The organism is Actinoplanes sp. NPDC049802 (genome assembly GCF_040656595.1).
GTDB lineage: Bacteria > Actinomycetota > Actinomycetes > Mycobacteriales > Micromonosporaceae > Actinoplanes.
This window is the reverse complement of record NZ_JBFAMR010000025.1, coordinates 1-25212: the sequence shown is the minus strand read 5'-3', so window position 1 is coordinate 25212 and position 25212 is coordinate 1. Positions and strand designations below refer to the sequence as shown.

Below are 25212 nucleotides of genomic sequence, written 5' to 3'. Positions count from 1 at the left end.
TTCCGTTGACGCCCTGCGCGGTCACGACCGGCTTCTTCACTCTCGGCAAATGCGGCCGGCCGGCCGTCGCCGGATGTCCCGCCTGCGGCCGGGCCGTCTGCGCCGACCACCTCGCCGACGGCGGGCTGTGCCCGGAGTGCGCCGCCGCCCGCAACCAGTTCAGCCACCCGGCCGCGGCCGCCGCCGCCCGCCGCCGCGCCCACCGGCACCGGCAGGCCCAGCACTTCCACGACGCCACCTACTACAGCAGCTTCGACTCCTACGACCGGGCCGCATTCGAACCCGGCGCCGCCGCCGAGGGCGACTACCTGGACGACGGTGACGACGCCCTGGTGGACAGCTGAATGCGGCTGCTCTGGATCACCGAGAACTACCCGCCCAGCCCCGGTGGCATGGCCAACTCCTGCGACCGCATCGTCCGCGGCCTGCGCGGCGCCGGCATCGACGTCGACGTCGTCCACCTGAGCCGCCGCGGCACCGCCCAGCGGGTCACCGGGGTCCGCACCGTGCCACTGACCGACGACCCGGAACACGCGCTGCGCCTGCTCTGGACCACCCTGGCCCCGGCGATCGGCGACTACACCCACATCGTGGCGTTCGGCGGCACCTACCCGCTGCTGTCCGCCCCGGTCTACGCCGCCTGGTCCGGGCTGCCCCTGATCACCCTGCTGCGCGGCAACGACTTCGACACCGGCATGTTCTCGCTGCGCCGCCAACCGGTCGTCCTCGAAGCGTTGCGCGCCTCGGCCCACGTCTGCGTCGTGGCGGCCGGCGCCGTGCCGCTGGTGAACCGTCTCGCCCCGGGAACCCCGGTCACCTGGGTCGCCAACGGCATCGACACCACCGAGTGGCAGGTCCTGCCGTCGGAACGGCGCAAAGCCCAGCAGTGGCGCGATGCCCACGTCGCCCCGGGCAGGCGCACCGTCGGCGTCGTCGGCCAGCTCAAGAACAAGAAGGGCGTACGCCTGCTCCTCGACGCCATCGCCGCCGGACGTCACGACCTGCACGTCATCCTGGCCGGCGACCTCGAACCCGGCGTCGCCGAGTGGCTGACCGCACACCCGGACATCGCCTGCACGGTCCTGCCGTTCCAGGACCGCTACCAGCTGTTGTCCATCTACGCCGCCTGCGACCTGGTGGCGCTGCCGTCCTTCTACGACGGGCTGCCCAACGTCGCCCTCGAAGCGGCCGCCCTCGGCATCCCGCTGCTCGCCTCCGACGCCGGAGGGCTCGCCGACCTGGTCGACGAGACGATCGGGTTCCCCTTCCCGGCCGGCGACCCGCACGCCTGCCGGGCCGCCGTGCACCACGCCGCCCACGCCACCGGCGAGCGGCTCGCCGCCCTCGGGGCCGCCGCCGCGCAGCGGGTCCGGGACCGGTTCGGGGTGGCCGCCGAAACCGACGGCTACCGGAAAGTCCTGGCCGCCGTGCCGTGATCGTCTGCTACGCGCAGGGCGGCGGACTGGGGCATCTGACCCGGATCCGGGCCTACCTGCACACCTGTCACGGCGACACGCCCGCGACGATCCTGAGCACCTCGCCGTTCACCTCCGACCCACGGGTCCTCGGCCCGCACCGGCTGCTGCCCGCCTCCGCCCTGCCGTCGCTGCGTCCGTCGCTGCTGGTCGTGGACGCCTTCCCGGCCGGGATCAACGGCGAGCTCACGGCCGCGTCGGTGCCGCCCGGCACGGCCACCGTGCACCTGGCCCGGCTGTTGCGCTGGGACGCCTACCGGCCGCTGATGCCACCCGATCCGATCCGCTTCGACCGGATCTGGGCCGTCGAGGAACTGGACCGATCCCCTCTCGGCGACGCCTCCCCGCTGTCCCTCACCGATCCCGCGCCGTCCGCGGACCCCGACCCGGCCGGCGTCGCGGACGGCGCCTGGCTCATCGTGCACTCCGGACCCGAGGCCGAGATCCACGAGCTCATCGGGTACGCCCGCGACCGCGCCGACCTCGAAGGCGCCCGGCCACGGCTCGTCCTGGTGGCACCGCACCGCCCGCCCGGGTTGCCGCCCGGCGTCGGCCACATCGACCCCTACCCGGCCTGGCCGCTCTTCGCCCGCGCCGAACGGGTCGTCACGGCGGCGGGCTTCAACGTGGTCCGCCAGCTGCGGCCGTGGCGTGCCAAGCACCTGATGCTGCCGTTCCCGCGCCGCTGGGACGACCAGTTCACGCGGGCCGCCCGCGCCCGCCTGCCGGGCTGACCCGCCGCCGGGGGCGGCGGCGGTTCGGTGAGACGGCGCTTGGCCGGCTCGCGGAAGCGGAGATCTAACTCGGAAGTAGACCTACTTCCTTCCGATTAGGGCAGCTTCGCGCAGCGGAGCGGCAGGGACTCAGCCCGGCGGGCGCGGCACGGGCCGGACCGTCCGGCGAGCCCGCGCCGCACGGACGGGACGCCCAAATGGAACGGGACAGGGTCGCGCGTACCCGATAAAGGTCTTCAGCGGTTGCCGCCGCGGAAGATGCGCAGGAAGAAGAGGAAGACGTTCAGGATGTCGAGGAAGATCGACGCCGCGAGCAGGGGCGCCGAGTCGATGTCGCGGGAGCGCCGCAGCCGCTGGAAGTCGAACATGATGAAGCCCGCGAAGATCACCAGGCCGAGGATCGAGTAGATCAGCGCACCGCCCGGGATGTTCACGAAGATCAGCACGATGCCGAAGATCAGCAGGCCGACGAGGGCCCAGAAACACAGGCGGGCCAGAGCCGACAGGTCGCGGCGGGTGGCGTACCCGGCGGCGCCGAACGCGGCGACGAACAACGCCGTCGCCGCGCCCGCCTGCCACAGCGCCTGCGGATCGGTGCTCGCGTAGTAGACCAGCGTCGGCGCGATCGCCACGCCCATCAGCAGCCCGAACGTGCCGAGCAGCAGCACCGTCGTCTGTTTCGACCTACGGACGGTGAACTGCATGGCGATCAGCGCCGCGAACGACGCCAGGTAGGCCATGAACGCCGCGAAACTCGGCAGGTTCCGGCCCAGATACGCGCCGAGCGCGAACAGTGCGGTGGTCCCGGCGACGTAGCCCATCGTCTGTGCGAACAGCGTGTGGCCACGGTCCCGGGTGGCCATCGCGGCCGGACGGTACGGGTAGGCGTCGTCCATCGCAAGTCCTCCGCGGTCGAGGTGGTCTGGCCCTACTCTGGCCTCTCGCGATCACCCCTGGCTTCCTTCGCCAGGGGTGATATCGGACGGTGCGATCAGGGCGTGCCGGGCAGTCCGGTCCGGCACAGCTCCAGCACGTCGCCGGCGCCGCGCAGGGCGGCGACCACGGCCGGCGACGCCGACACGTGCACCTCCGGAAAGTCCCGCTCGGCGACCGGAAACGCCAGCTGCTCGGTGTCGAGACGGAACCGGGCGTCGATGCCGGGCCGGTTGCCGCGCGGATCCTGGCGATGCCACCGGCCGTCCAGGTGGACCGCGACCAGGCCGTGCAGCACCGGCCCGGACTCGCCGGCGAACTGCTGGTAGCACAGTCCGGTGGGGATGCCGCCGGCCCGCGACACGGCCGCCAGCAGATGCGACTTGGCGTAGCACAGGCCCACCCGGGCGCCGAGCACCTCACCGGCGGTCAGGGTGACCCGCGGGTCCTGGGCGTCGACCGAGTGCCGCACCCGGTCACGCACCCACTCGAAGGCGGCCCGCGCGAAGTCCTCGTCCCCGGGGTGGGCGGCCCGCAGATCGGCGGCCAATGCCCGTACCCCGGGATGGGCCGTCTCGACGATCTCGTCCCCGCCCAGATAGCTTCCGGGGTCGCCGGCCCGAAGATCCATTCCTAGAGTCTGCCGTATGGGCTACGAATTCCACATCACCCGGGCCGGGAACTGGTTCGAGAGCGAGGAGCATCCGATCAGCCGGCCGGAGTGGGAGGAACTGGCGGACCAGACGCCCGAGCTGCGGATGACCGGCCATGTGGCCTGGCTCGACATCGGCGAGCAACGGATCTACGAGCCGCACGGTGACGCGACGAGCTTCACCTGGCGCAAGGGCGCGGTGACGATCAAGGGCGTCTACTCGGACGACACCGAACGGCTCGCGCACCGGCTCGCCGCCGCGCTGGGCGGCCGGGTGCAGGGCGACGACGAGGAATAGCTGAGGGCCCGCGGAGACGAGCAACGCGCCGGCGTCGGCCGGAGATTCGCGCTCAGATCGACGGACAGCTCTTTTTCGGTCGTACACCCGCGGTGGGTGTGGCGACACCCACCGCGGGTGTACGACTCCTCTTCGGGAAGCCCGGGGTCGCGGCCTCAGCCGGGGACAGATCAACGAGCGGCGATACCGCTAGTGCGGGTAGGCGCGGGGGATCCGCGGCGACACCTCGCTGCGGTACGCCTCGATGCGGGTGATCACCTGGCGGCGGCCGATGGTGTTCTCCAACCGGTCCAGATAGAGGCAGCGGGCGGCCAGCTTGTCCAGGTCGACGGTGAAGTAGATGGACATCAGCGGGTTGACGAACAGCGTGCTGCCGCTGGTGCGCCGGGTGAACTGCACGTCGCCGAAAGCCCCGCCGACGGCCGCCGCGATCTGGCCGTTGACGATGCTGGGCCGGTCCGGGGTGGCGGCCGCCGCGTCGGCGGCCGCCTCCCGGTAGAGCACCGCCTCCCGGCTGGCGCCCGGAATCGACAGGGCGCCCAGATAGCCGCCCTCACGGTCGAGGGCGGCCAGATTCTCCAGCACCTGCACATGGTTGACGCCGTGGTACGCGTCGATGCCGAAGCCGAGGCAGGTCACCAGCTTCACCGGCACGTCGATGCCGGCCACCGCCCCCAGGCTGGTGATGTCCTCGACGGGCGTGCCCAGCCCGTTCTCGTCACCGCGGCACAGGATGTCGGTGCCCCCGTCGACCAGGACGATCGCGTCGAGATCCAGACGGTCGACCAGGAACCGGTACGCCTCTCGCAACGTCTGCACCCCGAGCGGCGGGAAGGCGTGGACGGTCGACGGCAGGTCGTGTCGCGACAGCCAGCGGGCCAGCGTTCCTTCCGGGAAGTACCAGTCCGGGGTGGCCGTCTCGTGGGTCACCGCCACCACGTGGTCGGAGATCCAGGCGTCCCTGTCGATCAGCTCCAACTCGGAGAACGACAGATTCGCCAGGTGCACCTCGGTGCCGTTGTTCCACAGGGCGAGGGCCAGCGGCAGCCCGGCGTAGACGTCGAAGCCGCCGCCGGCCCCGGCGATCAGCACGCGGCGGGCGGAGGAGAGCGCGGCGAACAGGGGAGGGATGGTCAACGATGCGGCGAGATCCGTCACCCGCCAATGATCAACCACGGCCCGCCCGGCGCGCCGCCCCGCACTGCCCCGTCAGCCGCAGATGACGTCGTCCATGAGGCGCAGGGTGCGGCGGTGCACCGCGACCGTCTCCTGCTCCCCGGCGAGTTGGGTGGTCAGGGCGAGCACCGCCACCCGGTCGCCGTCGGCGCTCACGCCGTTGACGGTGCTGACGCCGGGGACGTCACCGCCGTGCGCCCAGTAGCCGCCGCACCGGTTGGGGACGAACATGATGCCCAGCCCGTACCGTCCACCGGGGACGTAGTCCTGGAACGTGGTGGCGAGCACGGTCTCGTGCATCTGCCGCATCTGCCGTGGCTTGAGCAGCCGCCCGTCCTGCAGCGCCTGCCAGAACCGGGCGACGTCCGACGGCGTGCTCACCATGCTGCCGGCGGCGCTCGCGGCGCTCGGGTTGAACACGGTCACGTCGGACAGCCGGCCGCCCGGCTCCCACTGCTGGTAGGCCCGGGCGTGCGGCCGGGGCAGCGACACCCGGTCACCGGGCGCCGACGTCTCGCTCAGGCCGAGCGGCCGCAGGATCCGCGAGCGCACCTCGGCCTCCCACGGCCGCCCGGTGACCTTCTCGATCACCATCCCGGCGAGGATGTAGTTGGTGTTGGAGTAGTCCCAGCTCTCCCCGGGCGCGAAGTTCGGTTCGTGTTTCATCGCGAGGGCGACCAGATCGGCGTCCTCGAACCGGTCGAACCGGTGTGCCAGGAAAGCCTCCTCGCCGGAGAACGCCGGCAGGTCGGCGGTGTAGTTGTAGAGGCCGCTGGTGTGCTGCAACAACTGCCGGACGGTGATCCGGCCGCCGTCGTTGCCGTTGCCCGCCACCACGCCGGGCAGCCAGCGGTCCACGGTGTCGTCCAGGGACAGCCGCCCCTCGCCGACCAGCTGCAGGACCACGACCGCCACATACGTCTTGGTGTTGCTGCCGATCCGGAAATAGCCGTCCATCGGCACCGGTGTGCCACGCCGGAGATCGCCGACACCGGCCCGTGCCCGGCTGACCTCCCCGTCGACCCGGGCGAATCCCTGCACCCCGGTGATGCCCAGCTCGTGCAGGTCGTCGACGGCGGCCGGCAACGGCCCGGGCCGGGCGGCGGCCGAGACCGGAGCCGCGGTGACGCCGACGGCCATCGCGGTCAACGCGGCGGCCGCGCCCCATCGGCGAAGGTGTACGCGCATGTCAAGCCCTCCATACGGATGCGGGAAATGCTGCACACCGACCGTATGAAGATTCTCGATCCGATCCCATCCGGCTAGCTCCCGGCAGAAGGTGGGGCCAGCACCACCCCGCTGCCCTGACCGCCTCCCGGGCTAGCCTTACCAGGATGAGCAACTGGGCTGATCACGCCATCTGGTGGCACGTCTATCCGCTGGGCTTCACCGGCGGACTGCACAGTGGGCCGGGCCACCGGTTCGGCCACCTGATCGACTGGCTGGACTACGCCGTCGAGATGGGCGTCAACGGCCTCCAGCTCGGCCCGGTCTTCGCCTCCGAGACGCACGGCTACGACACCATCGACTACCTGAGGATCGACCCGCGTCTCGGTGACGACGCCGACTTCGACGAGTTGATCAACGCGGCCCGGTCCCGTGGCGTGCGGGTGATGCTGGACGGTGTCTTCAACCACGTCGGCCGCGGCTTCCCGGCTCCGGAGCACTGGCTGCGTCACAACGACTCCGGCCATGTCGAGGTCTTCGAGGGACACCACCAGCTGGTCGCTCTCGACCACGACGAACCCGAGGTCCAGGAGCACGTGGCCCGCGTCATGAACCACTGGCTGGACCGCGGGGTCTCCGCCTGGCGGCTGGACGCGGCCTACGCGGTGCCGCCCCGGTTCTGGCGGGCCGTCCTCGACCGGGTCCGGCCGCGCCACCCGGAGGCCTGGTTCACCGGCGAGCTGATCCACGGCGACTACACCGCCTACCTGCGCGACAGCGGCCTCGACTCGATCACCCAGTACGAGCTGTGGAAGGCGATCTGGAGCAGCCTCAACGACCGCAACCTGTTCGAGCTGGCGTGGGCGCTGAAGCGGCACGGCGAGGTCCTGGAGGCGGGGCTGCCGCTCACCTTCGTCGGCAACCATGACGTCACCCGTATCGCCAGCAGGCTCGACGACGAACGCCACATCGGGCACGCCCTCGCGGTGCTGTTCACGACCGGCGGTTCGCCGAGCATCTACTACGGCGACGAGCAGGCCTACCGGGGTGTGAAGCAGGATCGTGCCGGTGGTGACGACGACGTCCGCCCGCTCCTGCCCGCCAAACCCGAGGACCTTTCGGCGTACGGGTGGCCGACCTACCGCCTGCACCAGCGACTGATCGGAATCCGCCGTCGCCATCCGTGGCTCACGCATGCCCGTACCGAAGCATCGTCCTTGACCAACACTGCCGCCGCACTGATCTCCACCGCACCCGGGAACCGTCTGATCACCCTGCTCAACGTCGGTGACACCGAGACGACGTTCGACATCGACGTGGCCGGGCCGGTGCTGCTGGAGGGCGACGGCCGCGTCCCGGGAACAGTCCCCGCGCACGGCTGGCAGATTCTCGGCTGAAGTTCTTTCCGGCAGGCATGTCAAGGCTGCGGTGACGGCTCCGACTACCGGTCGAGAGCAACCCCGAAGAGGAGTACGACGATGCGTTTCCTGATCAGCCTGCACATCAACCCGGCCGTGCTGGACGCCCTCACCGACGAGGAGAGGGCAGCCGTCGGCGACGGCCACGGGAAGTTCATTGAGGAGATCAAGGCGTCCGGCGAGCTGATCACCACGCTCGCCCTCGCCGACCCCTCCAAGGCCGCGGTCGTTTCGGTACGCGGTGACGCCCCGTCGTCACCGACGGGCCGTACGTGGAGGCGAAGGAGTTCCTCGGCGGCTTCTACCTGGTCGACGTCGAGAACCGGGAGCGGGCCCTCGCCCTGGCGGCGAAGATCCCGGACGCGGCCATCGACGGCCTCGGTGTCGAGGTGCGCCAGGTGATGTTCGCGGACGGCAACCTCGACGCGTGACCGAACCGGCCATCGAGGACCTGCTGCGCGAGTTCGTGCCGCAGGTCCTCGGCGCGCTGGTCCGCCGGCACGGCCGTTTCGAGGACTGCGAGGACGCCGTACAGGAGGCCGTCCTCGCCGCGACCGTGCAGTGGCCGACCGAGGGCGTGCCGGGGAACCCGCGCGCCTGGCTCACCACCGTCGCGTCCCGGCGGCTCGTCGACCAGGTGCGCAGTGAGCAGGCCCGTCGTGTACGGGAGGTGGCCGTCTGCACCGAACTGCCGCCGGAGGTTCCGGACACCGACGACACACTGCTGCTGCTGTTCCTGTGCTGCCATCCCGCGCTCACCCCGGCGTCGCAGACCGCGCTCACGCTGCGGGCGGTCGGCGGCCTGACGACGGCCGAGATCGCCCGGGCGTTCCTGGTGCCGGAGGCCACGATGGCCGCCCGGATCAGCCGCGCCAAACAGCGGATCCGGCAGGCCGGAAGCTCGTTCCCGGCGCCCGACGGCCCCGAGCGTCGCGGCGTCGTCCTGCACGTCCTCTACCTGATCTTCAACGAGGGCTACACGGCGTCGTCGGGCGACCGCCTGACCCGCGCCGACCTGGCGGCGGAGGCGATCCGCCTGACCCGGCTGGTGCACACCCGGCTGCCCGGTGACAGCGAGGTGACCGGCCTGCTGGCGCTGATGCTGCTCACCGACGCCCGCCGGGACACCCGGACGACGGCGTCGGGCGACCTGGTCCCGCTCGACGAACAGGACCGAACCCGCTGGGACCGGCCCCGGATCGACGAGGGCATGACCCTGGCGAAGGCGTCACTCGGCGGCACCGCGCTGGGCCCGTACCAGTTGCAGGCGGCCATAGCGGCCACCCACGCCGACGCCCTCACCACCGCCGAGACGGACTGGCGCCAGATCCACGCCCTCTACCTGATCCTGGAACGGATAGCCCCGAACCCGATGGTCACCCTGAACCGGGTCGTCGCCCTGGCCGAGATCGACGGGCCCGAAGCGGGCCTGACCCTGCTGGCCACCCTGGACGCCGACGAGCGCATGACCGGCCATCACCGCCTGCTCTCGGTGCGGGCCCACCTGCTGGAACGCTCTGGCGACCTCCCGGCCGCCCATGACTGCTACCGCCAGGCCGCGAGGGCCACCGCCAGCCTCGCCGAACAGCGCCACCTGGAGTCCCGGGCCCGTCGCCTGCGCCGGGCCGCCGCGTAGAGGGAGAGGCACCGGTCGCTCGCCCCGGCCCGATGCGGCCCGGCAGCCGGTCGATGCCGCCGGGGATCGGTAGGCAGATTGTTCAGTGATCTGGGCTCAAGACTCGAGTACCTGGGCAGGTTGCCCTTCGCCGGATGGACGTGTTGCGCACCTCACGACCCCTGAGCAGGCTGCGTTTCAACAGCAGCCCGCGGTGAAGGGAGCAGGATGTCCGTCAACGACACGCTGACCGATGAGGAGAGGCTTGCCGAGCTGGACCTCGCCACCCTCAAGCAGCTGGTGGGTCTCGTCGAGTACGACTCGGCCGGTGACCCGTTCCCGGTGACCGGGTGGGACGCGATCGTGTGGGCGGTCGGCAACGCCACCCAGACCGCGCACTTCTTCCAGTCCGCGTTCGGCATGGAGCTGATCGCCTACTCGGGGCCGGAGACCGGCAACCGCGACCACATGGCCTACGTGCTGAAGAGCGGCGCCATCAGGTTCGTCATCAAGGGCGGTGTGGACCCGGACAGCGAGGTCATCGCCCATCACGCCCGCCACGGCGACGGCATCACCGACATCGCGCTGACCGTGCCGGACGTGGACAAGTGCGTCGAGCACGCCCGCGCGCAGGGCGCCACCGTGCTGGAGGAGCCGCACGACGTCTCCGACGAGTTCGGCACCGTGCGGATCGCGGCCATCGCGGCGTACGGCGAGACCCGGCACACGCTGGTCAACCGGACCCACTACACCGGACCGTACCTGCCCGGTTTCGTGGCCCGAAGCTCGGCACGCCGCAAGCGTCCCGGCGCCCCGAAGCGGATCTTCCAGGCGCTGGACCACATCGTCGGCAACGTCGAGCTGGGCGCCATGGACCGGTGGGTCGACTTCTACAACCGGGTCATGGGTTTCACGAACATGGCCGAGTTCATCGGCGACGACATCGCCACCGACTACTCGGCGCTGATGAGCAAGGTGGTGGCGTCCGGCAACCACCGGGTCAAGTTCCCGCTGAACGAGCCGGCGATCGGCAAGAAGAAGTCGCAGATCGACGAGTACCTGGAGTTCTATCGCGGTCCGGGCGCCCAGCATCTGGCGCTGGCCACCAACGACATCCTGGGTGCGGTGGACGCGCTGGCCGAGGAGGGTGTGGAGTTCCTGGCGACGCCGGACTCCTACTACTCCGACCCGGAGTTGCGGGCCCGCATCGGCAATGTCCGGGTGCCGATCGAGGAGTTGCAGAAACGCGGCATCCTGGTCGACCGTGATGAGGACGGCTACCTGCTGCAGATCTTCACCAAGCCGATCGGTGACCGGCCCACCGTGTTCTTCGAGCTGATCGAACGGCACGGGTCGCTCGGTTTCGGCAAGGGCAACTTCAAGGCGCTGTTCGAGGCGATCGAGCGCGAGCAGGCCAAGCGCGGCAACTTCTGACCTGATCGGGAGAGTCCCATGGCGTACTACCAGAGGGCGGGCGACGTCCCGGCCAAGCGGCACACCCAGCACCGCGACGCGGACGGACGCCTCTACTACGAGGAGCTGATGGGGGAGGAGGGCTTCTCCTCCGACTCGTCGCTGCTGTATCACCGGCACGTCCCGTCGGCGGTGGTCGGCGCCCGCCTCTGGCAGTTGCCCGACCAGTCGACCGAGTCCAACCAGCCGTTGCTGCCCCGGCACCTCAAGCTGCACCAGCTGTTCGACGGCGAGGAGTGGAAGTCCTGCGACCCGGTCCGCGACCGCCGTCTGATCCTCGGCAACGCGGACGTGCGGATCGGGTACGTGGTGGCCGGCGCCGCCTCGCCGTTGTACCGCAACGCCACCGGCGACGAGTGCGTCTACGTCGAGGCTGGATCGGGCACCGTGGAGACGATCTTCGGGGACCTGGCGGTCGGGCGCGGCGACTACGTGATCATCCCGCGGGCGACCACCCACCGGTGGGTGCCGTCCGGCGACGACCCGCTGCGGCTGTACACGATCGAGGCCAACAGCCACATCGCGCCACCGAAGCGTTACCTGTCCCGGTACGGGCAGTTCCTCGAACACTCGCCGTATTGTGAACGCGATCTTCGTACCCCCGATGCTCCTCATGTGGTGGAGGGGGAGAACGTCGAGGTCTACATCAAGCACCGGGGCGACGGGCCGGCCGGGCTGGCGGGGACCGTGCACCTGCTGCCGCACCACCCGTTCGACGTGGTCGGCTGGGACGGGTGCCTGTACCCGTACGCGTTCAACATCGACGACTTCGAGCCGATCACCGGGCGGGTGCACCAGCCGCCGCCCGTGCATCAGGTCTTCGAGGGCAACAACTTCGTGATCTGCAACTTCGTGCCCCGCAAGGTCGACTACCACCCGCTCGCGGTGCCGGTGCCGTACTACCACTCGAACGTCGACTCCGACGAGGTCATGTTCTACGTGGGCGGCGACTACGAGGCCCGCAAGGGTTCCGGCATCAACGTCGGCTCGGTGTCGCTGCACCCGGGCGGCCACTCCCACGGCCCGCAGCCGGCCGCCATCGAGGCGAGCCTCGGCGCGGAACGCTTCGACGAGCTGGCGGTCATGGTGGACACGTTCCGGCCGCTCGGGCTGGGCGAGGCCGGGCGGCTCTGCGACGACGGCGTCTACGCCTGGACCTGGGCGAAACGCTCATGAACCCGCTGTTCACGGGCCTGCTGGACGACGCCGCGATCTTCCCGCCGGGTGACCTGCCGATGCCGGACGCGGTCCGGGCCCACCGGGACCGCCGCGAGTCCGGGCTGGCGCCGCTGCTCGGGCCGTTCATCTGCACGCTGGCCCGCTGGGACGAGCTGGTCGCCGCCACGGCCGGCGGTCCGCCGCTGCGCGTGTCGCTGATCCTGCCCGACCTGGCGACCGAGCTGCCGGAACACCCCTCGGTGGAGATCGTCTCGGTGGAGGCGCCGGCCGTCTCCGGCTACGGCGGGGCGCTCACCGCGTACCACGAGATCCTGTGCGACGAGATCACCGCGACGCGCGTCGCGGCCCTGCGTGACGCCGGCCTTCGATTGAAGATCAGGACCGGAGGGGTACGCGCGGACGCCTTCCCCAGCGAGGCCCAGCTCGCCCGCGCCCTGTGGTCGGCGGTGCGCGGCGGCCTGTCGTTCAAACTGACCGCGGGCCTGCACGATCCGATCCGGCACCGGGATCCGGCCACCGGATTCGAGCACCACGGTTACCTCAACGTCATCCTGGCGACCGCCCGCGCCCTGCAAGGCTACGACATCGAGCGGGCACTGGCCGACCAGGACGGCGACCGGGTCGCGAACGCGGTCGCCGGCATCGACGAGGTCCTGGTGAAGGCCGTGCGGCACCATTTCGTCAGCTTCGGCACGTGCAGCATCAGCCAGCCGGTCGACGGCCTGCTGCGTTTCGGCCTACTGGAGGCTGTGCTTTGACTCAGGACCATGCGTCGACCTGGCTCGACATCCCGGCCGGCCACCCGTTCGGCGTGGCCACCCTGCCCTACGGCGTGTTCCACACGGCCGCCGACCCGCACCCGCGCACGGGCGTGGCGATCGGCGACCGGATCATCGACCTGCCCGCCGCCACCCGCCGTCTCGCGCCCGAGCTGGCCGGCGCGGTCGCCGGGCCGTCGCTGGACACGCTGCTGGCCGCCGGCCCGCGGGTGTGGGCCACGCTGCGCGCCGCGCTGACCACCTGGCTGTCCGACGAGGTGTACCGCGACCTGCTCGGCGGCCACCTGATTCCGGCCGGCGACGCGGTCATGCACCTGCCGTTCACGGTCGCCGACTACGTCGACTTCTACGCCTCCGAACAGCACGCCACCAACCTGGGCCGGATGTTCCGGCCCGGGCAGGACCCGCTCACCCCGAACTGGAAGCACCTGCCGATCGGCTACCACGGCCGGGCCGGCACCGTGATCCTCTCCGGTACCGAGGTGGTCCGCCCCTCCGGTCAGCGCCGGTCAGCCGACGGCGAGATCACTTTCGGACCGTCGCAGCGTCTCGACATCGAAGCCGAACTCGGCTACGTCGTCGGCGTCCCCTCGGCGCTGGGACGGCCGGTCGCGCTGGACCGCTTCGAGGAGCACGTCTTCGGGATGTGCCTGGTCAACGACTGGTCCGCCCGTGACATCCAGGCCTGGGAGTACGTTCCGCTCGGCCCGTTCCTCGGCAAGTCGTTCGCCACCTCGATCTCGCCGTGGATCGTCCCGCTCGCCGCCCTCGACCACGCCCGGGTCGCGCCCCCGGCCCGGACCACCGCGCTGCTGCCCTACCTCGACGACGAGAAGACCCCGCTCTGGGGACTCGACATCCGCCTGGAGGTGCGCCTCAACGGCCACGTCGTCGCGCGGCCCTCCTTCGCCGGCATGTACTGGACCGGCGCGCAGATGCTGGCCCATCTCACCGCCAACGGCGCGTCCCTGCGCACCGGCGACCTGTACGCCTCCGGCACCGTCAGCGGCGGCGAGCCCGGCTCCCTGATCGAACTGTCCTGGAACGGTCAGGAGCCGATCACCCTGCCGGACGGATCGGTCCGCACGTTCCTGGAGGACGGCGACGAGGTGGTGATCACCGCTTCCGCGCCCGGCCCGGACGGCGCAGTGATCGGCCTCGGCACGGTCCGCGGCCGGATCATCCCCGGCTCGCGGACCGGCCGCTGTTTCTAGACCGATCTCTGGTACGCGCGGAAGGTCCGCGTGGAGAGCAGCAGCATCGCGACCGCGGCCGCCGCCAGCCATCCGCACCGGGTCAGTACCGTGGCCCAATCCGGATCGTCGCTCATCGCCGCCCGTGCCGCGTCGAGCGCCCAGTTCACCGGATTGGCCGCGGCGATGGTCCGCATCCATTCCGGCATCAGCGTCTCGGCCATGAACGCCGACGACAGGAACGTCAGCGGCAACAGCAGCATGGTGTTGATCCCGATGATCGTCTCCCGTTGCCGGGCCAGCATGCCGATCGTGTTGGAGAGGGCGCTGAAGATCGTCCCGAGAAGGAGCGCCGCCACGGTGAGAACGGTCAGACCTGCCGGCCCGCCGGGGTATTCGGCGCCCGCGATCAACCCGAGCAGAATGATCGCCACCACCTGCACGGCGGTGCTGAGCGCCTGCTCGACGACCGCCGAGTTCATGATCGCGCTGCGTGTCACCGGGGTGGTGAGCAGCCGGTTCATGGTTCCGCGCTCGATCTCCTCGAGCATTCCCATGCCGGCCCACATGTTCGACGACACCGCGGCCATGACGACGACGCCCGGCACCAGGTAGTCGAGATAGGAGGCGGCCCCGAATCCGGGCAGCTCCACCACCCGCCGGAACAGATTGCCGAACAGGAACAGCCAGATCGCCGGCTGCACCAGCAGAATCAGCACGAGTGCCGGCTGTTTCACCAGCACTTTGAGCCGCCGATTCGTCATCCAGAAGGTGTGCGTGACAAGAGTCGTCATGCTGTGTCTCCCTCGCGTGCGATGCCGTTCGCCGGTTGCGGTCGGTGCCGCTCGGTGCGCTCGGTCATGCCGCGAAACGCCTTCCCGCGTGACGCAGATAGACGTCGTCGAGTGAGGGCCTCGCCACGGTCACCGTGGCCACTGCTATTCCGGCGTTTTCGAGGGCGGCCAGAGCGGCCGGAACCGCCGCCGCCCCGTCGTCGGCCCGCGCGCTCAGCCGGGGGCCGTCGAAAGAGACCTCCCGCAAGCGCGTGACGGCCCCGATCGCCTGCCGCGCCTGCGGCTCATCGGCGGCACGAGCCAATTCCAGATGTACGGCGTCCCCGCGCAATTCCCCTTTCAGTTCCGCGGGTGTGCCCTCGGCGACGATCCGGCCCTCGTCGACGATGGCGAGCCGGGCCGCGAGCCGGTCGGCCTCGTCGAGGTAGTGGGTGGTGAGCAGGATGGCCATCGACTCCTCGGCGGCGAGCCGGGCGATCTCGGCCCACATGGCGGCCCGGACCTCGGGGTCGAGCCCGGTGGTCGGCTCGTCCAGGAACAGCACGTCCGGCCGGTGGATCAGGGCCATGGCGACGTCCAGCCGGCGCTGCATGCCGCCCGACCAGCCGCGGGTCGGGCGTCCGGCGGCGGCGGTCAGGTCGAACCGTTCCAGTAGTTCGCCGGTGCGCCGGTGCAGCTCGCGGCCGTGTACCCCGAAGAGTCTTCCCTGGAGGGTGAGGTTGTCGCGGCCGGAAGCCATCGGGTCGAGGCCCGGTCGCTGGGCGACCACGCCGATGTGACGCCGTACCCGCTCGGGGTGGCGCAGCACGTCGTGTCCGGCGACGGTGGCGGTGCCGGAATCCGGCCGGGCCAGCGTCGTCAGGATCTTGACGGTGGTGGACTTGCCGGCGCCGTTCGGGCCGAGCAGCCCGAACACCTCGCCGGGGCGGACGGTCAGCGAGAGCCCGTCGAGGGCCCGGACGCCGCCGGGATAGGACTTGCCGAGGTCGTGTGCCGTGACGGCATCGGACATGGGTCGCTCCATGCGGACGGCCGCGGAGCCGGGCCCGGCTATCCTCGATGCTGCGACACGCCTCGGACGCGCCGGCCCGTTCCCGCGGACAGGTGAACAGAGGTGGGCGGTTCCGGACCGGGTGTTCCCGCACCCGGTCCGGGCCGCCGTCTCTCCCGGCGCCTACGGCGGCTCCGGGAAACTCGTGAAGTCCGGCGTCTGGCCGGTCTCGTGGTAGTGCCGCCACACGTCGAGGCCCCCCAGCGAGCCGTCCCGCAGCTCCTTGAGCAGCCGCTCGATCCAGGCCGCCTCGGCCTCCCGCATGGCCAGCTGGAACTCCGCCTCGACCAGGAAGATCCGGGGCACCTCGTGGGCGGCGCCGCGCAGGGTGGAGCGCTGTGAGTCGTTCTCCACGGTGAGCACGCTGAGCCGTTGCTCCAGCAGCTCGATCACCTCGTCCGGCGGCAGGACGCCGATCACCGACAGGGCGGTCTTCAAGCGGGGGAACTCGCGGGCCGGATGACCGACCAGCTCCCGCAGCCAGTCCTTCATCTCCTCGCGGCCGGCGTCGGTGAGCCGGTAGACGGTGCGCTCCGGGCGGCGGCCCGCGCGGACCGTCTCGGTGGCCTGGATGAAGCCGTGCTTCTCCAGGTTCTGCACGACGGTGTAGAGCGAACCCCACCGGATGTCGAGGTCCTGCTCCTTGTTGCGGGTGCGCATGTGGGCGGCGATCTCGTACGGATGCAGCGGTCCCGCCAGCAGGGTCGCCATGACGTGCAGCCCGAGCAGATTGCCGACCTTTCGCCGCGCCGCCATCCCGACCTCCTCGCAACCGTATATCCGTAGCCGAGTATTACGCATACGAGTGTCGTTGGGAAGCCCGAAATCGCTGTGACACCGGTGTGACCGCCTCCGTCGTACGCTGTCGCCGGGCGGCGGAGGAGTGCTGATGAGAGTCCTGGTGGTCGAGGATCAGACCCGTCTCGCCGACTCGGTGGCCCGGGTGCTGCGCCGGGAGGGCATGGCCGTGGACGTCGCCTACGACGGGACCGCCGCCCTGGACCGCGCCGCCGACGTCGACTACGACGTCGTGGTCCTCGACCGTGACCTGCCCGGGGTGCACGGTGACGAGGTGTGCGCCGAGCTGATGCGGGAACCGCAGCGGACCCGGGTGCTCATGCTGACGGCGGCCGGGACGCTCGCCGACCGGGTGCTGGGCCTCACCATGGGCGCCGACGACTATCTGCCGAAGCCTTTCGCGTACGCCGAACTGATCGCCCGGATCCGGGCCCTGGGCCGCCGCTCCCAGCCGGCCGTGCCGCCGACGCTGGCGCACGGTGATCTGACGCTCGACCCGGCCCGCCGGGTGGCGGCCCGGGCCGGGCGCCGGCTGCCGCTCAACCCGAAGGAACTGGCCGTTCTGGAGCACCTGCTGACCGCCCGGGGCCGGGTGGTGTCCGCCGAGGAGCTGCTGGAACGGGTGTGGGACGAGGCCGCCGACCCGTTCACCACCACCGTCAAGGCGACCGTGAACAGGCTGCGGTCCAAACTGGGCGAACCGCCCGTCATCGAGACCGTGCCCCGGGCCGGTTACCGCATCGGAGAGGGGCGACCGTGACGGTCCGGCTTCGGCTCACCCTGCTGTACGGTCTGCTGTTCCTGATCTCCGGCACGCTGCTGCTGACGATCACGTACGTCCTGGTCGCCCTCAACCGGGGCGCGTCGGCGCTGACGGTGCAGAGGGCGCAGGACGGCAGCGAGGTCGTCACCGCCGTCGTGATGGGCGAGCCGTCACCGGACGACGCGGAGCTGCCGGAGAACCTGCGCCTGCTGATGGAGTCGGCCCGGGAGCAGGTCGCCATGGAGAAGGCCGAGATCATGCAGACGCTGCTCGTGCAGTCGTGTGTGGCGCTCGCCGTCATGTCGGTCATCTCGATCGGTCTGGGATGGGTGGTGTCCGGCCGGCTGCTGCGCCCGTTGCAGACGATGACCGACACCATCCAGCGGATCTCGGCGCACAACGTCCACGAACGCCTGGCCGCGCCCGGGCCGCGTGACGAGCTGAAGAACCTCGCCGACACGGTCGACGGCCTGCTCGGGCGGCTGGAGTCGGCCCTGGACTCGCACCGCAGGTTCGTCGCCAACGCGGCGCACGAGCTGCGGACGCCGTTGACGCTGGAGCACGCCCTGCTGGAGGAGGCCGTGATCGACCGGGACGCGACGGCCGACACCTTCCGGGAGCGGTTCCGGGAGCTGATGGCCGTCAGCGAGCAGCAGGCCCGTCTGCTGGAATCGTTGCTGGTGCTGGCCACCAGCGAGCGCGGCCTGGACCGGAGGGAGGAGATCGACCTGTCCGTGCCGGCCGGATCCTTCGCCCGGCGGCCGGACTTCACCGTGGCGACCGATCTGGCGCCGGCCCGGGTCACCGGCGATCCGGTGCTGATCGAGCGGCTGGTGGCGAACCTGGTCGACAACGCGATCACCTACAACGTCCCGGACGGGTGGGTCGAGGTGGCGACCGGGGTCGAGGACGGGCGCTGCTTCCTGACCGTCTCCAACACCGGACCGCCGGTTCCGCCGGAGATGGTGGGCCGGCTGCTCACCCCGTTCCAGCGGCTGAACCGGAACGCCGACGACGGTCATCACGGTCTCGGCCTGTCGATCGTTGCGGCCATCGCCGCCGCACACTCCGCCGAGCTGACGGTCCTGGCCCGGCCCGAGGGCGGCCTCGCCGTCACCGTTCTCTTTCCGCTGGAGAATGTGCCCGTCGTGTGACCGGCCGGGGCGTAGAACTCCCGGCATGGCGAACATCAGAAAGGTGTGGACGGTCACCGCGGTAATGGTCCTCTCCGGGTGCGGCACCATCACGGGCGGCGACGACGAGGACCATTTCCAGCAGGCGATGGACTACACGACATGCCTGCGGGCGAACGGCATCCCGGACGCCCCCGATCCGGTGCGCGAGGACCACGGCGTCCGGCTGGAACTGCCGAAAGTCGACGACGCGGTGCTGCGGAAGGCGGAGGAGGCCTGCCGCGACAAGCAACCGCAGGGCGACGCCGGCGACAGCGACCCGGTCGATCCGGCGAAAGTCACCGCCTGGACCACCTGCATGCGTGGCGAACTGCCGGAGTTCCCGGATCCGGAGGTCGCCGGAAACACCGTCACCGTCATTCTCACCGGAACCGGGATCGAGCCGGAATCCACCGAATTCAAGAACGCCCGGAAACACTGCGACCCGCGAGACCCGGGCGGCGACACGCACATCCAGGACCTCGACTGATGGCCCGCAAACGCGTACTTCTCGTGCTTCCGGCGCTGGGCATCGCGGTGATCGCGGCCGGCGCCGGGATGATCGACGCCGCCGAAGACCCGTCGACAGCCGCGCCGACCGGGCCGGCCGCCACCGCCACGGTCGAGAGACGCACCCTGACCCGTACCGAGAAGGTCGGTGGTGGCCTCGGCTTCGGCGACACCGCCGGGGTGCGGGCGGCCGGCGACGGCATGGTGACCTGGCTGCCGCACGAGGGTGACGTGCTGAAACGCGGCGACACCGTCTACCGCCTCGACCAGAAGCGGATCCCGTTGCTCTACGGCGCCGTCCCGCTCTACCGCACCCTGCGCGCCGGCAGCGAGGGCGGCGACGTCAGACAGCTGGAACGCAACCTGAGCGCGCTCGGTTACACCGGCTTCACGGTCGACACCGAGTTCACCGCGTCGACGGCGGCCGCGGTCCGCGACTGGCAGCAGGCGCTGGGCCGCGCCCGGACCGGCCGGGTCGAACCCGGCGACGCCGTGGTGTCCTCGGGGGCACGTCGCGTCGCCGAGGTCGTCACCGAGACCGGCGCCCCCGCCTCTGGCGTCCTGCTGCGCTGGACCGGCACCGAGCGGGTGGTCACCGTGGCCCTGGACACCGACCACGCCGACCTGGTGCGGGCCGGGACCGCGGCGACCGTGGAACTGCCCGACGGGGCCACCGTCCCCGCGAAGGTCACCGGCATCGGCACGCCCACCTCCCGGGAACAGGGCGGCGCCACCCTGCCGGTCGAACTGGCCGTGCCCGAGCAGCGCGGCCTCGGCCGGTACGAGGTGGCGACCGTCTCGGTGATCCTGTCCGCCGAGACCCGCGCGGACGTCCTCGCCGTGCCGGTCACCGCCCTGGTGGCCCGCCCCGGCGGTGGCTACGCCGTGATGACCGGTGGCGCGTACCTTCCGGTGCGGACGGGCCTGTTCTCCGGCGGCTACGTGGAGGTCTCCGGCGACGGCGTCACCGAGGGCCGCGCCGTGGGGGTGCCCGAATGACCGGGCCCGTCGTCGAGCTGACCGGAGTGTCCAAGCGGTACGGCGACGTGCTCGCTCTCAGCGACGCCGACCTGCGCATCGACCACGGCGAACTGCTCGCCGTGGTCGGGCCGTCCGGCTCCGGCAAATCCACCCTGCTGCACATCATGGGCACCCTCGACCGACCCACCTCCGGCACGCTGCACATCGACGGGTACGACGTGGGCGCCCTCACCGACCGGCAGTTGTCGGTGCTGCGCGCCCGTACGATCGGTTTCGTCTTCCAGCAGTTCCACCTGGCCCGCGGCGTGCCGGCGATCGACATCGTGGCCGACGGCCTGCTCTACAGCGGCCGGTCCCGCGGCCACCGGCGCAGAGCGGCCGAACAGGCCCTGCACCGCGTCGGCCTGGACCACCGGATGGGGCACCTGCCGCATCAGCTCTCCGGCGGCGAACAGCAGCGGGTCGCCATCGCCCGGGCCGTCCTCGGCGATCCGCCGCTGCTCCTGGCGGACGAGCCGACCGGCGCCCTCGACTCACGTTCCGGCGGGGCCGTCCTGGAACTGCTGCGCGAGCTCAACGACGGCGGCACCACGGTCGTCGTCATCACCCACGACCGGGACATCGCCGCCGCCCTGCCCCGCGAGGTGCGGCTCAAGGACGGTCGTATCGTCCCGGAGGTGCGCCAATGAGCACTGTTGCGCTGATCCCGGCCCGGATGCCGTTCGCCGACGTGGTCCGTGTCGGCGGACACGGGCTGCGGTCGCGGCCCATGCGGGTGTTCCTGTCCGCGCTCGGCATCGCCATCGGGATCGCGGCGATGGTCGGTGTCATGGGCATCTCGGCGTCGTCCACGTACGAGCTGGACCGGCGGCTCAGCTCCTTCGGCACCAACCTGCTGACCGTCAGCGCCGAGGAACGGTCGCGCCTGCCGGACACCGCGGTCGGCATGATCGGCGCGCTGCCCGGGGTCGAGTCGGTCTCCGCGGTCGGCCGGACCACCGCACGGGCCTACCGCAACGACCACGTCCCCACGGAACGCACCGGCGGCATCGTGGTCTACGCGGCCCGGACCGACCTGCCCACGGTGGCCGGCGCCCGTACCGTCGCCGGGTCCTGGCTCACCGACGCCCACATCACCCATCCGGCCGTGGTGCTCGGCTGGACGGCCGCGAAGTCCCTGGCCGTCCATGAGGCAGGACCGGCTCAGCTGATCTGGCTCGGCGGCCGCTGGTTCGCGGTGGTCGGCATCCTGGCGCCCAACGACCTGCTCACCGACCTCGACTACGGCGCCTTCGTGGGCTGGCCGGTGGCGGAACGGGATCTCGGCTTCGACGGCTCCCCGACCACTGTCTACGCCCGTCCCGGGCAGAGCGCGGTCGCCACCGTGCAGCCGCTGCTGGGCGCCGCCGCGAACCCGGAGAATCCCGGCGAGGCCACCGTGTCGCGCCCGTCCGAGGCGCTGAGGGCGCAGTTGGAGACCAGGCAGGCGCTCAACGCCCTGCTGCTCGGCCTGGGCGCGGTGGCCCTGCTCGTCGGCGGCATCGGCGTCGCCAACACCATGGTCATCTCGGTGCTGGAACGCCGCTCCGAGATCGGCCTGCGCCGCTCCCTGGGCGCCACCCGGGGTCAGATCCGCACCCAGTTCCTCGCCGAGGCGCTGCTGCTGTCCCTGCTCGGCGGCGTGGGCGGGGTGGTCCTCGGCATCGGTGTCACGGCGGCGTTCGCGGCGGTCCAGGGCTGGGCCGCCGTCGTCCCGCCATGGGTGATGGCCGGCGGCGTCGGCGCCACCCTGCTGATCGGCGGTCTGGCCGGCTTCTACCCGGCCATGCGCGCCGCCCGCCTCCCACCCACCGAGGCGCTCGCCAACCCGTGAGTCAGACGCGGTAGCTGCTCACCGCGGTGCCGAGCCGCTGAGCCATGCCGGCCAGTTCGGCGGCCGTGCGGCGGGCGTCGTCGGCGCTGGACGACGTCCGCGTGGCCGTCTCGGCGACGGCGGTGATGTCGGCGGCGATCGCTCCGGACCCGGAGGCCGCCTGGGCCACGTTGCGGCCCATCTCGCCGGTCGTGGCGGTCTGCTCCTCGACGGCCGCCGCGATCGTCGTCGCGTAGTCGTTGATCTGGGCGATCACGTGGCCGATGTCGGCGATCGCGGACACCGCGGCGTCCGTGTCGGACTGGATGGCGGCGATCCGCTGGCTGATGTCCTCGGTGGCCCGGGCCGTCTCCTGCGCCAGGTCCTTCACCTCGGACGCCACCACGGCGAAGCCCTTGCCGGACTCGCCGGCCCGGGCCGCCTCGATCGTCGCGTTCAGCGCGAGCAGGTTCGTCTGCTCGGCGATGCTGGTGATCGCGTTGATCACCTCGCTGATCTCGGCGCTGGCCGCGCCCAGCTTCGCCATCGTGTCGCTGGTCCGCTGCGCGGCCGTGGTCGCGGTGCCGGCCACGTGGGCGGCGTCGCCGGCGCTGGACGCGATCTCCCGGATCGAGGCGCCCATCTCCTCGGTGCCGGCCGCCACCGTCTGCACGTTGCCGGAGATCACCTCGGCCGCGGCGGACACCGAGCCGGCCTGGTCGGCGGTGATCTGCGCGGACCGGGTCAGCTCCTCGGCGATCACCGACAGCCGGTCGGAGGTGCCGGCCAGGGCGGCGGCGTCGTCGCGCACCTGCCGGACCGTGGTGGCCACCGTTCCGGCCGTGTTGTTCAGGGCGGCGGCCAGCTCGCCGACCTCGTCGCCGCCGCCCACCTCGGTCCGGGCGGTCAGGTCACCCTCGTCGATGCGCCGCAGCACCTGTACGCAGTGGGCCAGCGGCCGGGTGATGCTTCGGGCGAACAGCACCGCGATCGCCGCGCCGGCCAACAGAACCAGCATGATCGCGGTCAGCACAATGGCCCTGGCCTGCCGGTACTCGTCGCCGGCCGCGGTGTTGGCCCGCGAAGCCTGGGCGACGGCAGAGTCGGAGAGCTCGGTCAGCGCGTCCCTCATCGTGACCACCAGCGGCACCAGCTCGGCGGTTCGCAGAGCACGGACCTCGCCGATCCGCCCCTGATCGGCGAGGGGGAACAGTCGGTCCCTCACCAGCGGCTGGTACCGGTCCATGCTTTCGGTGAACACCTGCAACAGCGACCGCTCGGCCTCGGTGATCGGCAGCGCCCGATAGGCGGTCGCCGTCTCGCCCATCATGACGAACTCGGACTCGAAACGCTCGCCCGCCTTCGCACGGTCCGTGTCGTTGCCGGCGAACAGATATTCCAGCCCGTCCAGCCGGGCGCGGTTGAAGGCGTTGCGGATGTTCGCCACGGTCTGTGTCTTCAGAGCCTCTGCGTGGACGTTTGCGGTCGCCGCGTTCAGCGTGGACATCTGCTTGAGGGCGAACATCCCCACGCCACCACCGAGGACCGCCACGAGCAGCACGACCACGAGGATCTTGGTGCCGATCCGGAAGTCCCCGAACCGGCGTGACGCGGTCTCGAATGGCACGGTTTCGTTCACCCTTCGATCCTCGACCATCGCGGCGGCCGATTCGGCATGATTGCCGGGAAACCGGGCAGTTCGCACGCCCCGACGGTGTATCAGCACCGCGGCCGCCGCCGGGATCGCCACCACACGCCCCAGCAGCACCTCCAGACGCGCCGGGCCCCCGTTCTTCGTCGTCCCGGTCAGATCCTGGTCGATCCCGCGGTGCTGGGGCGAGGAGGCGAACACGCCGGACCGCACGGTCTCCGGCAGGCCGCCGAGACGGACCGCCCGGACCGCCGTCCAGGTTCGGCCGTCGAGCGACTTCTCCCCGGTGATCACGTCACCTCGCGGATCAGGCGCAACCACAGGGGTACGCCTCCCGGCGGAGTCGTGCCGCATGCGTACGCCGTGCGCGCCGGACATCATGAACGCCGCACAGAGCACGCCGGGCCGCGTACCATCCTTGATCATCAATCCGGTCCCGGCCCCCGCAGCGAGGCCGGCCGGTGTCCCGGTGGCCCTCGCTGTCTCACGTGCGTTGAGACCGCACCGACAGCCGGTCAGAGTGGATCATCGACTGGTCCGGCGCAGGAGTGCCCGACGCGCCGGTCGCCTCTCGGGTGATGCCGGTGTGGTGCCGACAGTCCACGATGATGTGATGACGCGGCAAAGACGATCGCGGGCGGGGTGCTGCTGGTGGCCGGGGATGTGACAGTCGTCAGCCGGCAGCCGCCGCCGTACTCGGGTCACACGCGCCGATGACCGGCCGGTGCCGGTCAGCGTAGGCCGGGCCCGGGCGCAGCCGAGCCGGTTGCCGGCGGCCCACCTCGGCCAGATGACCGTGCCCGCGCCGGCCGACGACGGCCACGACGACCGGCCGGAGCTGTTCGCCACGGCCGCCGGCCGGTTCGCCGCCGCGATGGATCTGCCGGCCCCGCAGCCGGGTGGCCAGCGCCGTTGTCGGACAGCAGGTAGGGGTAGGACAAGGAATTCCCGCTCGTTCTCGCGCTCGCGGTGTTGACCTTTCCGGATCGCCGTTTGCCCGGGGTCACGGCCGGGTAGGTGATCTTCACAGATCGGGCGAATCGTAAGGAGGTCACCCGATGCCAGTGGAGAACATCCCATCGGACCCGGATGAATACCCACCACTCGACCCAGGCGCGCCGATTCCTGACGACCCGGGCGAGCTGTCCCCGGACAGCCCCGACCCACTGCCGCCACCGCCACCGGAGCCGGTGCCGGCCGTGCCGGTACCCGTCCAGCCTGTGCCGGACGAGCCCGGCGCGGTGCCCGAACCCGCCTGACCGCGGGCGGCAACCGCCAGACCTTTCGATGATCGCCGGCCTGGCACCCTGATCCGTTCGGTGGACGGGGTGCCAGGCCTTCTCATCGAGAAACCTCCGTGGAAACCCCCGGCTTTAGCCGTGGGGAGGAATCGGATTGCCTGTGGAGCAGGTCAGGGATGGCCCATTCGCCGTCAGGGTGGATGGGTGTCTGGCAGACGTTGCGCTGGTTCTCGACATATCTCTTCACGATCTTCGGGGTTGCGCCGCCGATGGTGGCGACGAGGTACGAGTTGGTCCACAGGGTCGG

Annotated in this window: 26 protein-coding genes and 1 pseudogene; 18 read left to right on the top strand and 9 right to left on the bottom strand. The window is 71.1% G+C overall.

From position 1 onward, the window contains the following. Positions 1 to 5 precede the first annotated feature (5 nt). From AB0I88_RS19000 to AB0I88_RS18990, 3 genes are read left to right on the top strand one after another with little or no spacing between them, the layout of a single operon-like run. Positions 6 to 344, top strand: coding sequence for a hypothetical protein (locus tag AB0I88_RS19000; protein ID WP_361025663.1), 339 nt, complete (start codon positions 6 to 8; stop codon positions 342 to 344). Next, complete coding sequence (locus tag AB0I88_RS18995) at positions 345 to 1436, top strand: glycosyltransferase family 4 protein (RefSeq protein ID WP_361025660.1); 1092 nt, start codon at positions 345 to 347, stop codon at positions 1434 to 1436. After that, positions 1433 to 2209 carry a hypothetical protein gene (locus AB0I88_RS18990; protein ID WP_361025657.1) on the top strand — a complete coding sequence of 259 codons (777 nt, stop codon included), beginning with the start codon at positions 1433 to 1435 and terminating at the stop codon, positions 2207 to 2209. Before AB0I88_RS18995 ends, AB0I88_RS18990 begins: the two co-directional genes overlap by 4 nt. Positions 2210 to 2445: 236 nt before the next feature. On the opposite strand, the gene AB0I88_RS18985 is transcribed toward AB0I88_RS18990, so the two are convergent. After that, positions 2446 to 3105, bottom strand: a complete 660-nt coding sequence (locus tag AB0I88_RS18985; RefSeq protein ID WP_361025654.1) for a Bax inhibitor-1 family protein — start codon at positions 3103 to 3105, stop codon at positions 2446 to 2448. Positions 3106 to 3200: 95 nt separating this feature from the next. Continuing rightward, the gene (locus tag AB0I88_RS18980) at positions 3201 to 3773 is read right to left on the bottom strand and encodes a transglutaminase family protein (protein ID WP_361025651.1); all 573 of its coding nucleotides are present in this window, start codon (positions 3771 to 3773) and stop codon (positions 3201 to 3203) included. Between the two features lie 16 nt (positions 3774 to 3789). On the opposite strand from AB0I88_RS18980, the gene AB0I88_RS18975 reads away from it, so the two are divergent. After that, positions 3790 to 4092, top strand: a complete 303-nt coding sequence (locus AB0I88_RS18975; RefSeq protein ID WP_361025648.1) for a hypothetical protein — start codon at positions 3790 to 3792, stop codon at positions 4090 to 4092. Between the two features lie 189 nt (positions 4093 to 4281). Here the strand turns inward: AB0I88_RS18975 and AB0I88_RS18970 are convergent, their stop codons facing one another. Next, complete coding sequence (locus tag AB0I88_RS18970; RefSeq protein WP_361025645.1) at positions 4282 to 5250, bottom strand: DUF1152 domain-containing protein; 969 nt, start codon at positions 5248 to 5250, stop codon at positions 4282 to 4284. A 51-nt stretch (positions 5251 to 5301) separates the two neighbouring features. After that, positions 5302 to 6456, bottom strand: a complete 1155-nt coding sequence (locus AB0I88_RS18965; protein WP_361025642.1) for a serine hydrolase domain-containing protein — start codon at positions 6454 to 6456, stop codon at positions 5302 to 5304. Between the two features lie 146 nt (positions 6457 to 6602). Between AB0I88_RS18965 and AB0I88_RS18960 the strand changes: the two genes are divergently transcribed. From AB0I88_RS18960 to fahA, 7 genes are all read left to right on the top strand, one after another. Further along, on the top strand, positions 6603 to 7832 hold the full coding sequence (locus AB0I88_RS18960; RefSeq protein WP_361025639.1) for an alpha-amylase family glycosyl hydrolase: 1230 nt from the start codon (positions 6603 to 6605) through the stop codon (positions 7830 to 7832). A 293-nt stretch (positions 7833 to 8125) separates the two neighbouring features. After that, complete coding sequence (locus tag AB0I88_RS18955; RefSeq protein WP_361025636.1) at positions 8126 to 8284, top strand: YciI family protein; 159 nt, start codon at positions 8126 to 8128, stop codon at positions 8282 to 8284. Continuing rightward, positions 8281 to 9489, top strand: a complete 1209-nt coding sequence (locus AB0I88_RS18950) for a DUF6596 domain-containing protein (RefSeq protein ID WP_361025633.1) — start codon at positions 8281 to 8283, stop codon at positions 9487 to 9489. The genes AB0I88_RS18955 and AB0I88_RS18950 overlap by 4 nt, the downstream gene beginning before the upstream one ends. Positions 9490 to 9696: 207 nt before the next feature. Further along, complete coding sequence (hppD, locus tag AB0I88_RS18945; RefSeq protein WP_361025630.1) at positions 9697 to 10902, top strand: 4-hydroxyphenylpyruvate dioxygenase; 1206 nt, start codon at positions 9697 to 9699, stop codon at positions 10900 to 10902. Positions 10903 to 10920: 18 nt separating this feature from the next. After that, entirely contained in the window at positions 10921 to 12117 is a 1197-nt protein-coding gene (locus AB0I88_RS18940) for a cupin domain-containing protein (protein ID WP_361025627.1), read from the top strand. Beyond that, the gene (locus tag AB0I88_RS18935; RefSeq protein WP_361025624.1) at positions 12114 to 12878 is read left to right on the top strand and encodes a hypothetical protein; all 765 of its coding nucleotides are present in this window, start codon (positions 12114 to 12116) and stop codon (positions 12876 to 12878) included. Before AB0I88_RS18940 ends, AB0I88_RS18935 begins: the two co-directional genes overlap by 4 nt. Further along, positions 12875 to 14113, top strand: coding sequence for a fumarylacetoacetase (gene fahA, locus AB0I88_RS18930; RefSeq protein ID WP_361025621.1), 1239 nt, complete (start codon positions 12875 to 12877; stop codon positions 14111 to 14113). Before AB0I88_RS18935 ends, fahA begins: the two co-directional genes overlap by 4 nt. Here the strand turns inward: fahA and AB0I88_RS18925 are convergent. The 3 genes from AB0I88_RS18925 to AB0I88_RS18915 all read right to left on the bottom strand — a co-directional run bounded on the left by AB0I88_RS18925 (position 14110) and on the right by AB0I88_RS18915 (position 16693). Further along, positions 14110 to 14886 carry an ABC transporter permease gene (locus tag AB0I88_RS18925; protein WP_361025618.1) on the bottom strand — a complete coding sequence of 259 codons (777 nt, stop codon included), beginning with the start codon at positions 14884 to 14886 and terminating at the stop codon, positions 14110 to 14112. The two genes, fahA and AB0I88_RS18925, sit on opposite strands and share 4 nt — an antisense overlap. A gap of 64 nt (positions 14887 to 14950) precedes the next feature. Then, positions 14951 to 15898, bottom strand: a complete 948-nt coding sequence (locus AB0I88_RS18920; RefSeq protein WP_361025615.1) for an ATP-binding cassette domain-containing protein — start codon at positions 15896 to 15898, stop codon at positions 14951 to 14953. A gap of 162 nt (positions 15899 to 16060) precedes the next feature. Continuing rightward, positions 16061 to 16693 carry a helix-turn-helix transcriptional regulator gene (locus AB0I88_RS18915; protein ID WP_361025612.1) on the bottom strand — a complete coding sequence of 211 codons (633 nt, stop codon included), beginning with the start codon at positions 16691 to 16693 and terminating at the stop codon, positions 16061 to 16063. A gap of 133 nt (positions 16694 to 16826) precedes the next feature. Between AB0I88_RS18915 and AB0I88_RS18910 the strand changes: the two genes are divergently transcribed. Genes AB0I88_RS18910 through AB0I88_RS18885 form a run of 6 tightly spaced genes read left to right on the top strand, consistent with a single transcriptional unit; the run spans position 16827 to position 22034 of the window. Beyond that, positions 16827 to 17495, top strand: coding sequence for a response regulator transcription factor (locus AB0I88_RS18910; protein WP_361025609.1), 669 nt, complete (start codon positions 16827 to 16829; stop codon positions 17493 to 17495). Then, positions 17492 to 18652, top strand: coding sequence for an ATP-binding protein (locus AB0I88_RS18905; protein WP_361025606.1), 1161 nt, complete (start codon positions 17492 to 17494; stop codon positions 18650 to 18652). Before AB0I88_RS18910 ends, AB0I88_RS18905 begins: the two co-directional genes overlap by 4 nt. Positions 18653 to 18677: 25 nt before the next feature. Beyond that, positions 18678 to 19160: a hypothetical protein gene (locus AB0I88_RS18900; RefSeq protein WP_361025603.1), complete on the top strand. Its 483-nt coding sequence runs from the start codon at positions 18678 to 18680 to the stop codon at positions 19158 to 19160. Then, positions 19160 to 20179: a peptidoglycan-binding domain-containing protein gene (locus AB0I88_RS18895; protein ID WP_361025600.1), complete on the top strand. Its 1020-nt coding sequence runs from the start codon at positions 19160 to 19162 to the stop codon at positions 20177 to 20179. The genes AB0I88_RS18900 and AB0I88_RS18895 overlap by 1 nt, the downstream gene beginning before the upstream one ends. After that, entirely contained in the window at positions 20176 to 20850 is a 675-nt protein-coding gene (locus AB0I88_RS18890) for an ABC transporter ATP-binding protein (RefSeq protein WP_361025597.1), read from the top strand. The genes AB0I88_RS18895 and AB0I88_RS18890 overlap by 4 nt, the downstream gene beginning before the upstream one ends. Then, positions 20847 to 22034 (top strand): ABC transporter permease, encoded by a 1188-nt coding sequence (locus AB0I88_RS18885; protein WP_361025594.1) that lies wholly within the window; start codon positions 20847 to 20849, stop codon positions 22032 to 22034. The genes AB0I88_RS18890 and AB0I88_RS18885 overlap by 4 nt, the downstream gene beginning before the upstream one ends. Position 22035: 1 nt before the next feature. Here AB0I88_RS18885 and AB0I88_RS18880 read toward each other — a convergent pair whose 3' ends face one another. Continuing rightward, entirely contained in the window at positions 22036 to 24090 is a 2055-nt protein-coding gene (locus AB0I88_RS18880; RefSeq protein WP_361025591.1) for a methyl-accepting chemotaxis protein, read from the bottom strand. A gap of 632 nt (positions 24091 to 24722) precedes the next feature. Here AB0I88_RS18880 and AB0I88_RS18875 point away from each other — a divergent pair. After that, positions 24723 to 24923, top strand: coding sequence for a hypothetical protein (locus AB0I88_RS18875; protein WP_361025588.1), 201 nt, complete (start codon positions 24723 to 24725; stop codon positions 24921 to 24923). 202 nt (positions 24924 to 25125) lie between these two features. Here the strand turns inward: AB0I88_RS18875 and AB0I88_RS18870 are convergent. Further along, positions 25126 to 25212: pseudogene (locus tag AB0I88_RS18870) on the bottom strand (transposase); the annotation flags it as partial.

Bases quoted from the DNA above. Each gene is read 5' to 3' on its own strand.
- AB0I88_RS18960 (WP_361025639.1), top strand. From the start codon at position 6,603: ATGAGCAACTGGGCTGATCACGCCATCTGGTGGCACGTCTATCCGCTG.
- AB0I88_RS18980 (WP_361025651.1), bottom strand. From the start codon at position 3,773: ATGGATCTTCGGGCCGGCGACCCCGGAAGCTATCTGGGCGGGGACGAG.
- AB0I88_RS18995 (WP_361025660.1), top strand. From the start codon at position 345: ATGCGGCTGCTCTGGATCACCGAGAACTACCCGCCCAGCCCCGGTGGC.
- AB0I88_RS18880 (WP_361025591.1), bottom strand. From the start codon at position 24,090: ATGATCAAGGATGGTACGCGGCCCGGCGTGCTCTGTGCGGCGTTCATG.
- AB0I88_RS18925 (WP_361025618.1), bottom strand. From the start codon at position 14,886: ATGACGACTCTTGTCACGCACACCTTCTGGATGACGAATCGGCGGCTC.
- AB0I88_RS18875 (WP_361025588.1), top strand. From the start codon at position 24,723: ATGCCAGTGGAGAACATCCCATCGGACCCGGATGAATACCCACCACTC.
- AB0I88_RS18910 (WP_361025609.1), top strand. From the start codon at position 16,827: ATGAGAGTCCTGGTGGTCGAGGATCAGACCCGTCTCGCCGACTCGGTG.
- AB0I88_RS18890 (WP_361025597.1), top strand. From the start codon at position 20,176: ATGACCGGGCCCGTCGTCGAGCTGACCGGAGTGTCCAAGCGGTACGGC.
- AB0I88_RS18975 (WP_361025648.1), top strand. From the start codon at position 3,790: ATGGGCTACGAATTCCACATCACCCGGGCCGGGAACTGGTTCGAGAGC.
- AB0I88_RS18900 (WP_361025603.1), top strand. From the start codon at position 18,678: ATGGCGAACATCAGAAAGGTGTGGACGGTCACCGCGGTAATGGTCCTC.
- AB0I88_RS18915 (WP_361025612.1), bottom strand. From the start codon at position 16,693: ATGGCGGCGCGGCGAAAGGTCGGCAATCTGCTCGGGCTGCACGTCATG.
- hppD (WP_361025630.1), top strand. From the start codon at position 9,697: ATGTCCGTCAACGACACGCTGACCGATGAGGAGAGGCTTGCCGAGCTG.
- AB0I88_RS18935 (WP_361025624.1), top strand. From the start codon at position 12,114: ATGAACCCGCTGTTCACGGGCCTGCTGGACGACGCCGCGATCTTCCCG.
- AB0I88_RS18965 (WP_361025642.1), bottom strand. From the start codon at position 6,456: ATGCGCGTACACCTTCGCCGATGGGGCGCGGCCGCCGCGTTGACCGCG.
- AB0I88_RS18940 (WP_361025627.1), top strand. From the start codon at position 10,921: ATGGCGTACTACCAGAGGGCGGGCGACGTCCCGGCCAAGCGGCACACC.
- AB0I88_RS18920 (WP_361025615.1), bottom strand. From the start codon at position 15,898: ATGTCCGATGCCGTCACGGCACACGACCTCGGCAAGTCCTATCCCGGC.
- AB0I88_RS18985 (WP_361025654.1), bottom strand. From the start codon at position 3,105: ATGGACGACGCCTACCCGTACCGTCCGGCCGCGATGGCCACCCGGGAC.
- AB0I88_RS18895 (WP_361025600.1), top strand. From the start codon at position 19,160: ATGGCCCGCAAACGCGTACTTCTCGTGCTTCCGGCGCTGGGCATCGCG.
- AB0I88_RS18885 (WP_361025594.1), top strand. From the start codon at position 20,847: ATGAGCACTGTTGCGCTGATCCCGGCCCGGATGCCGTTCGCCGACGTG.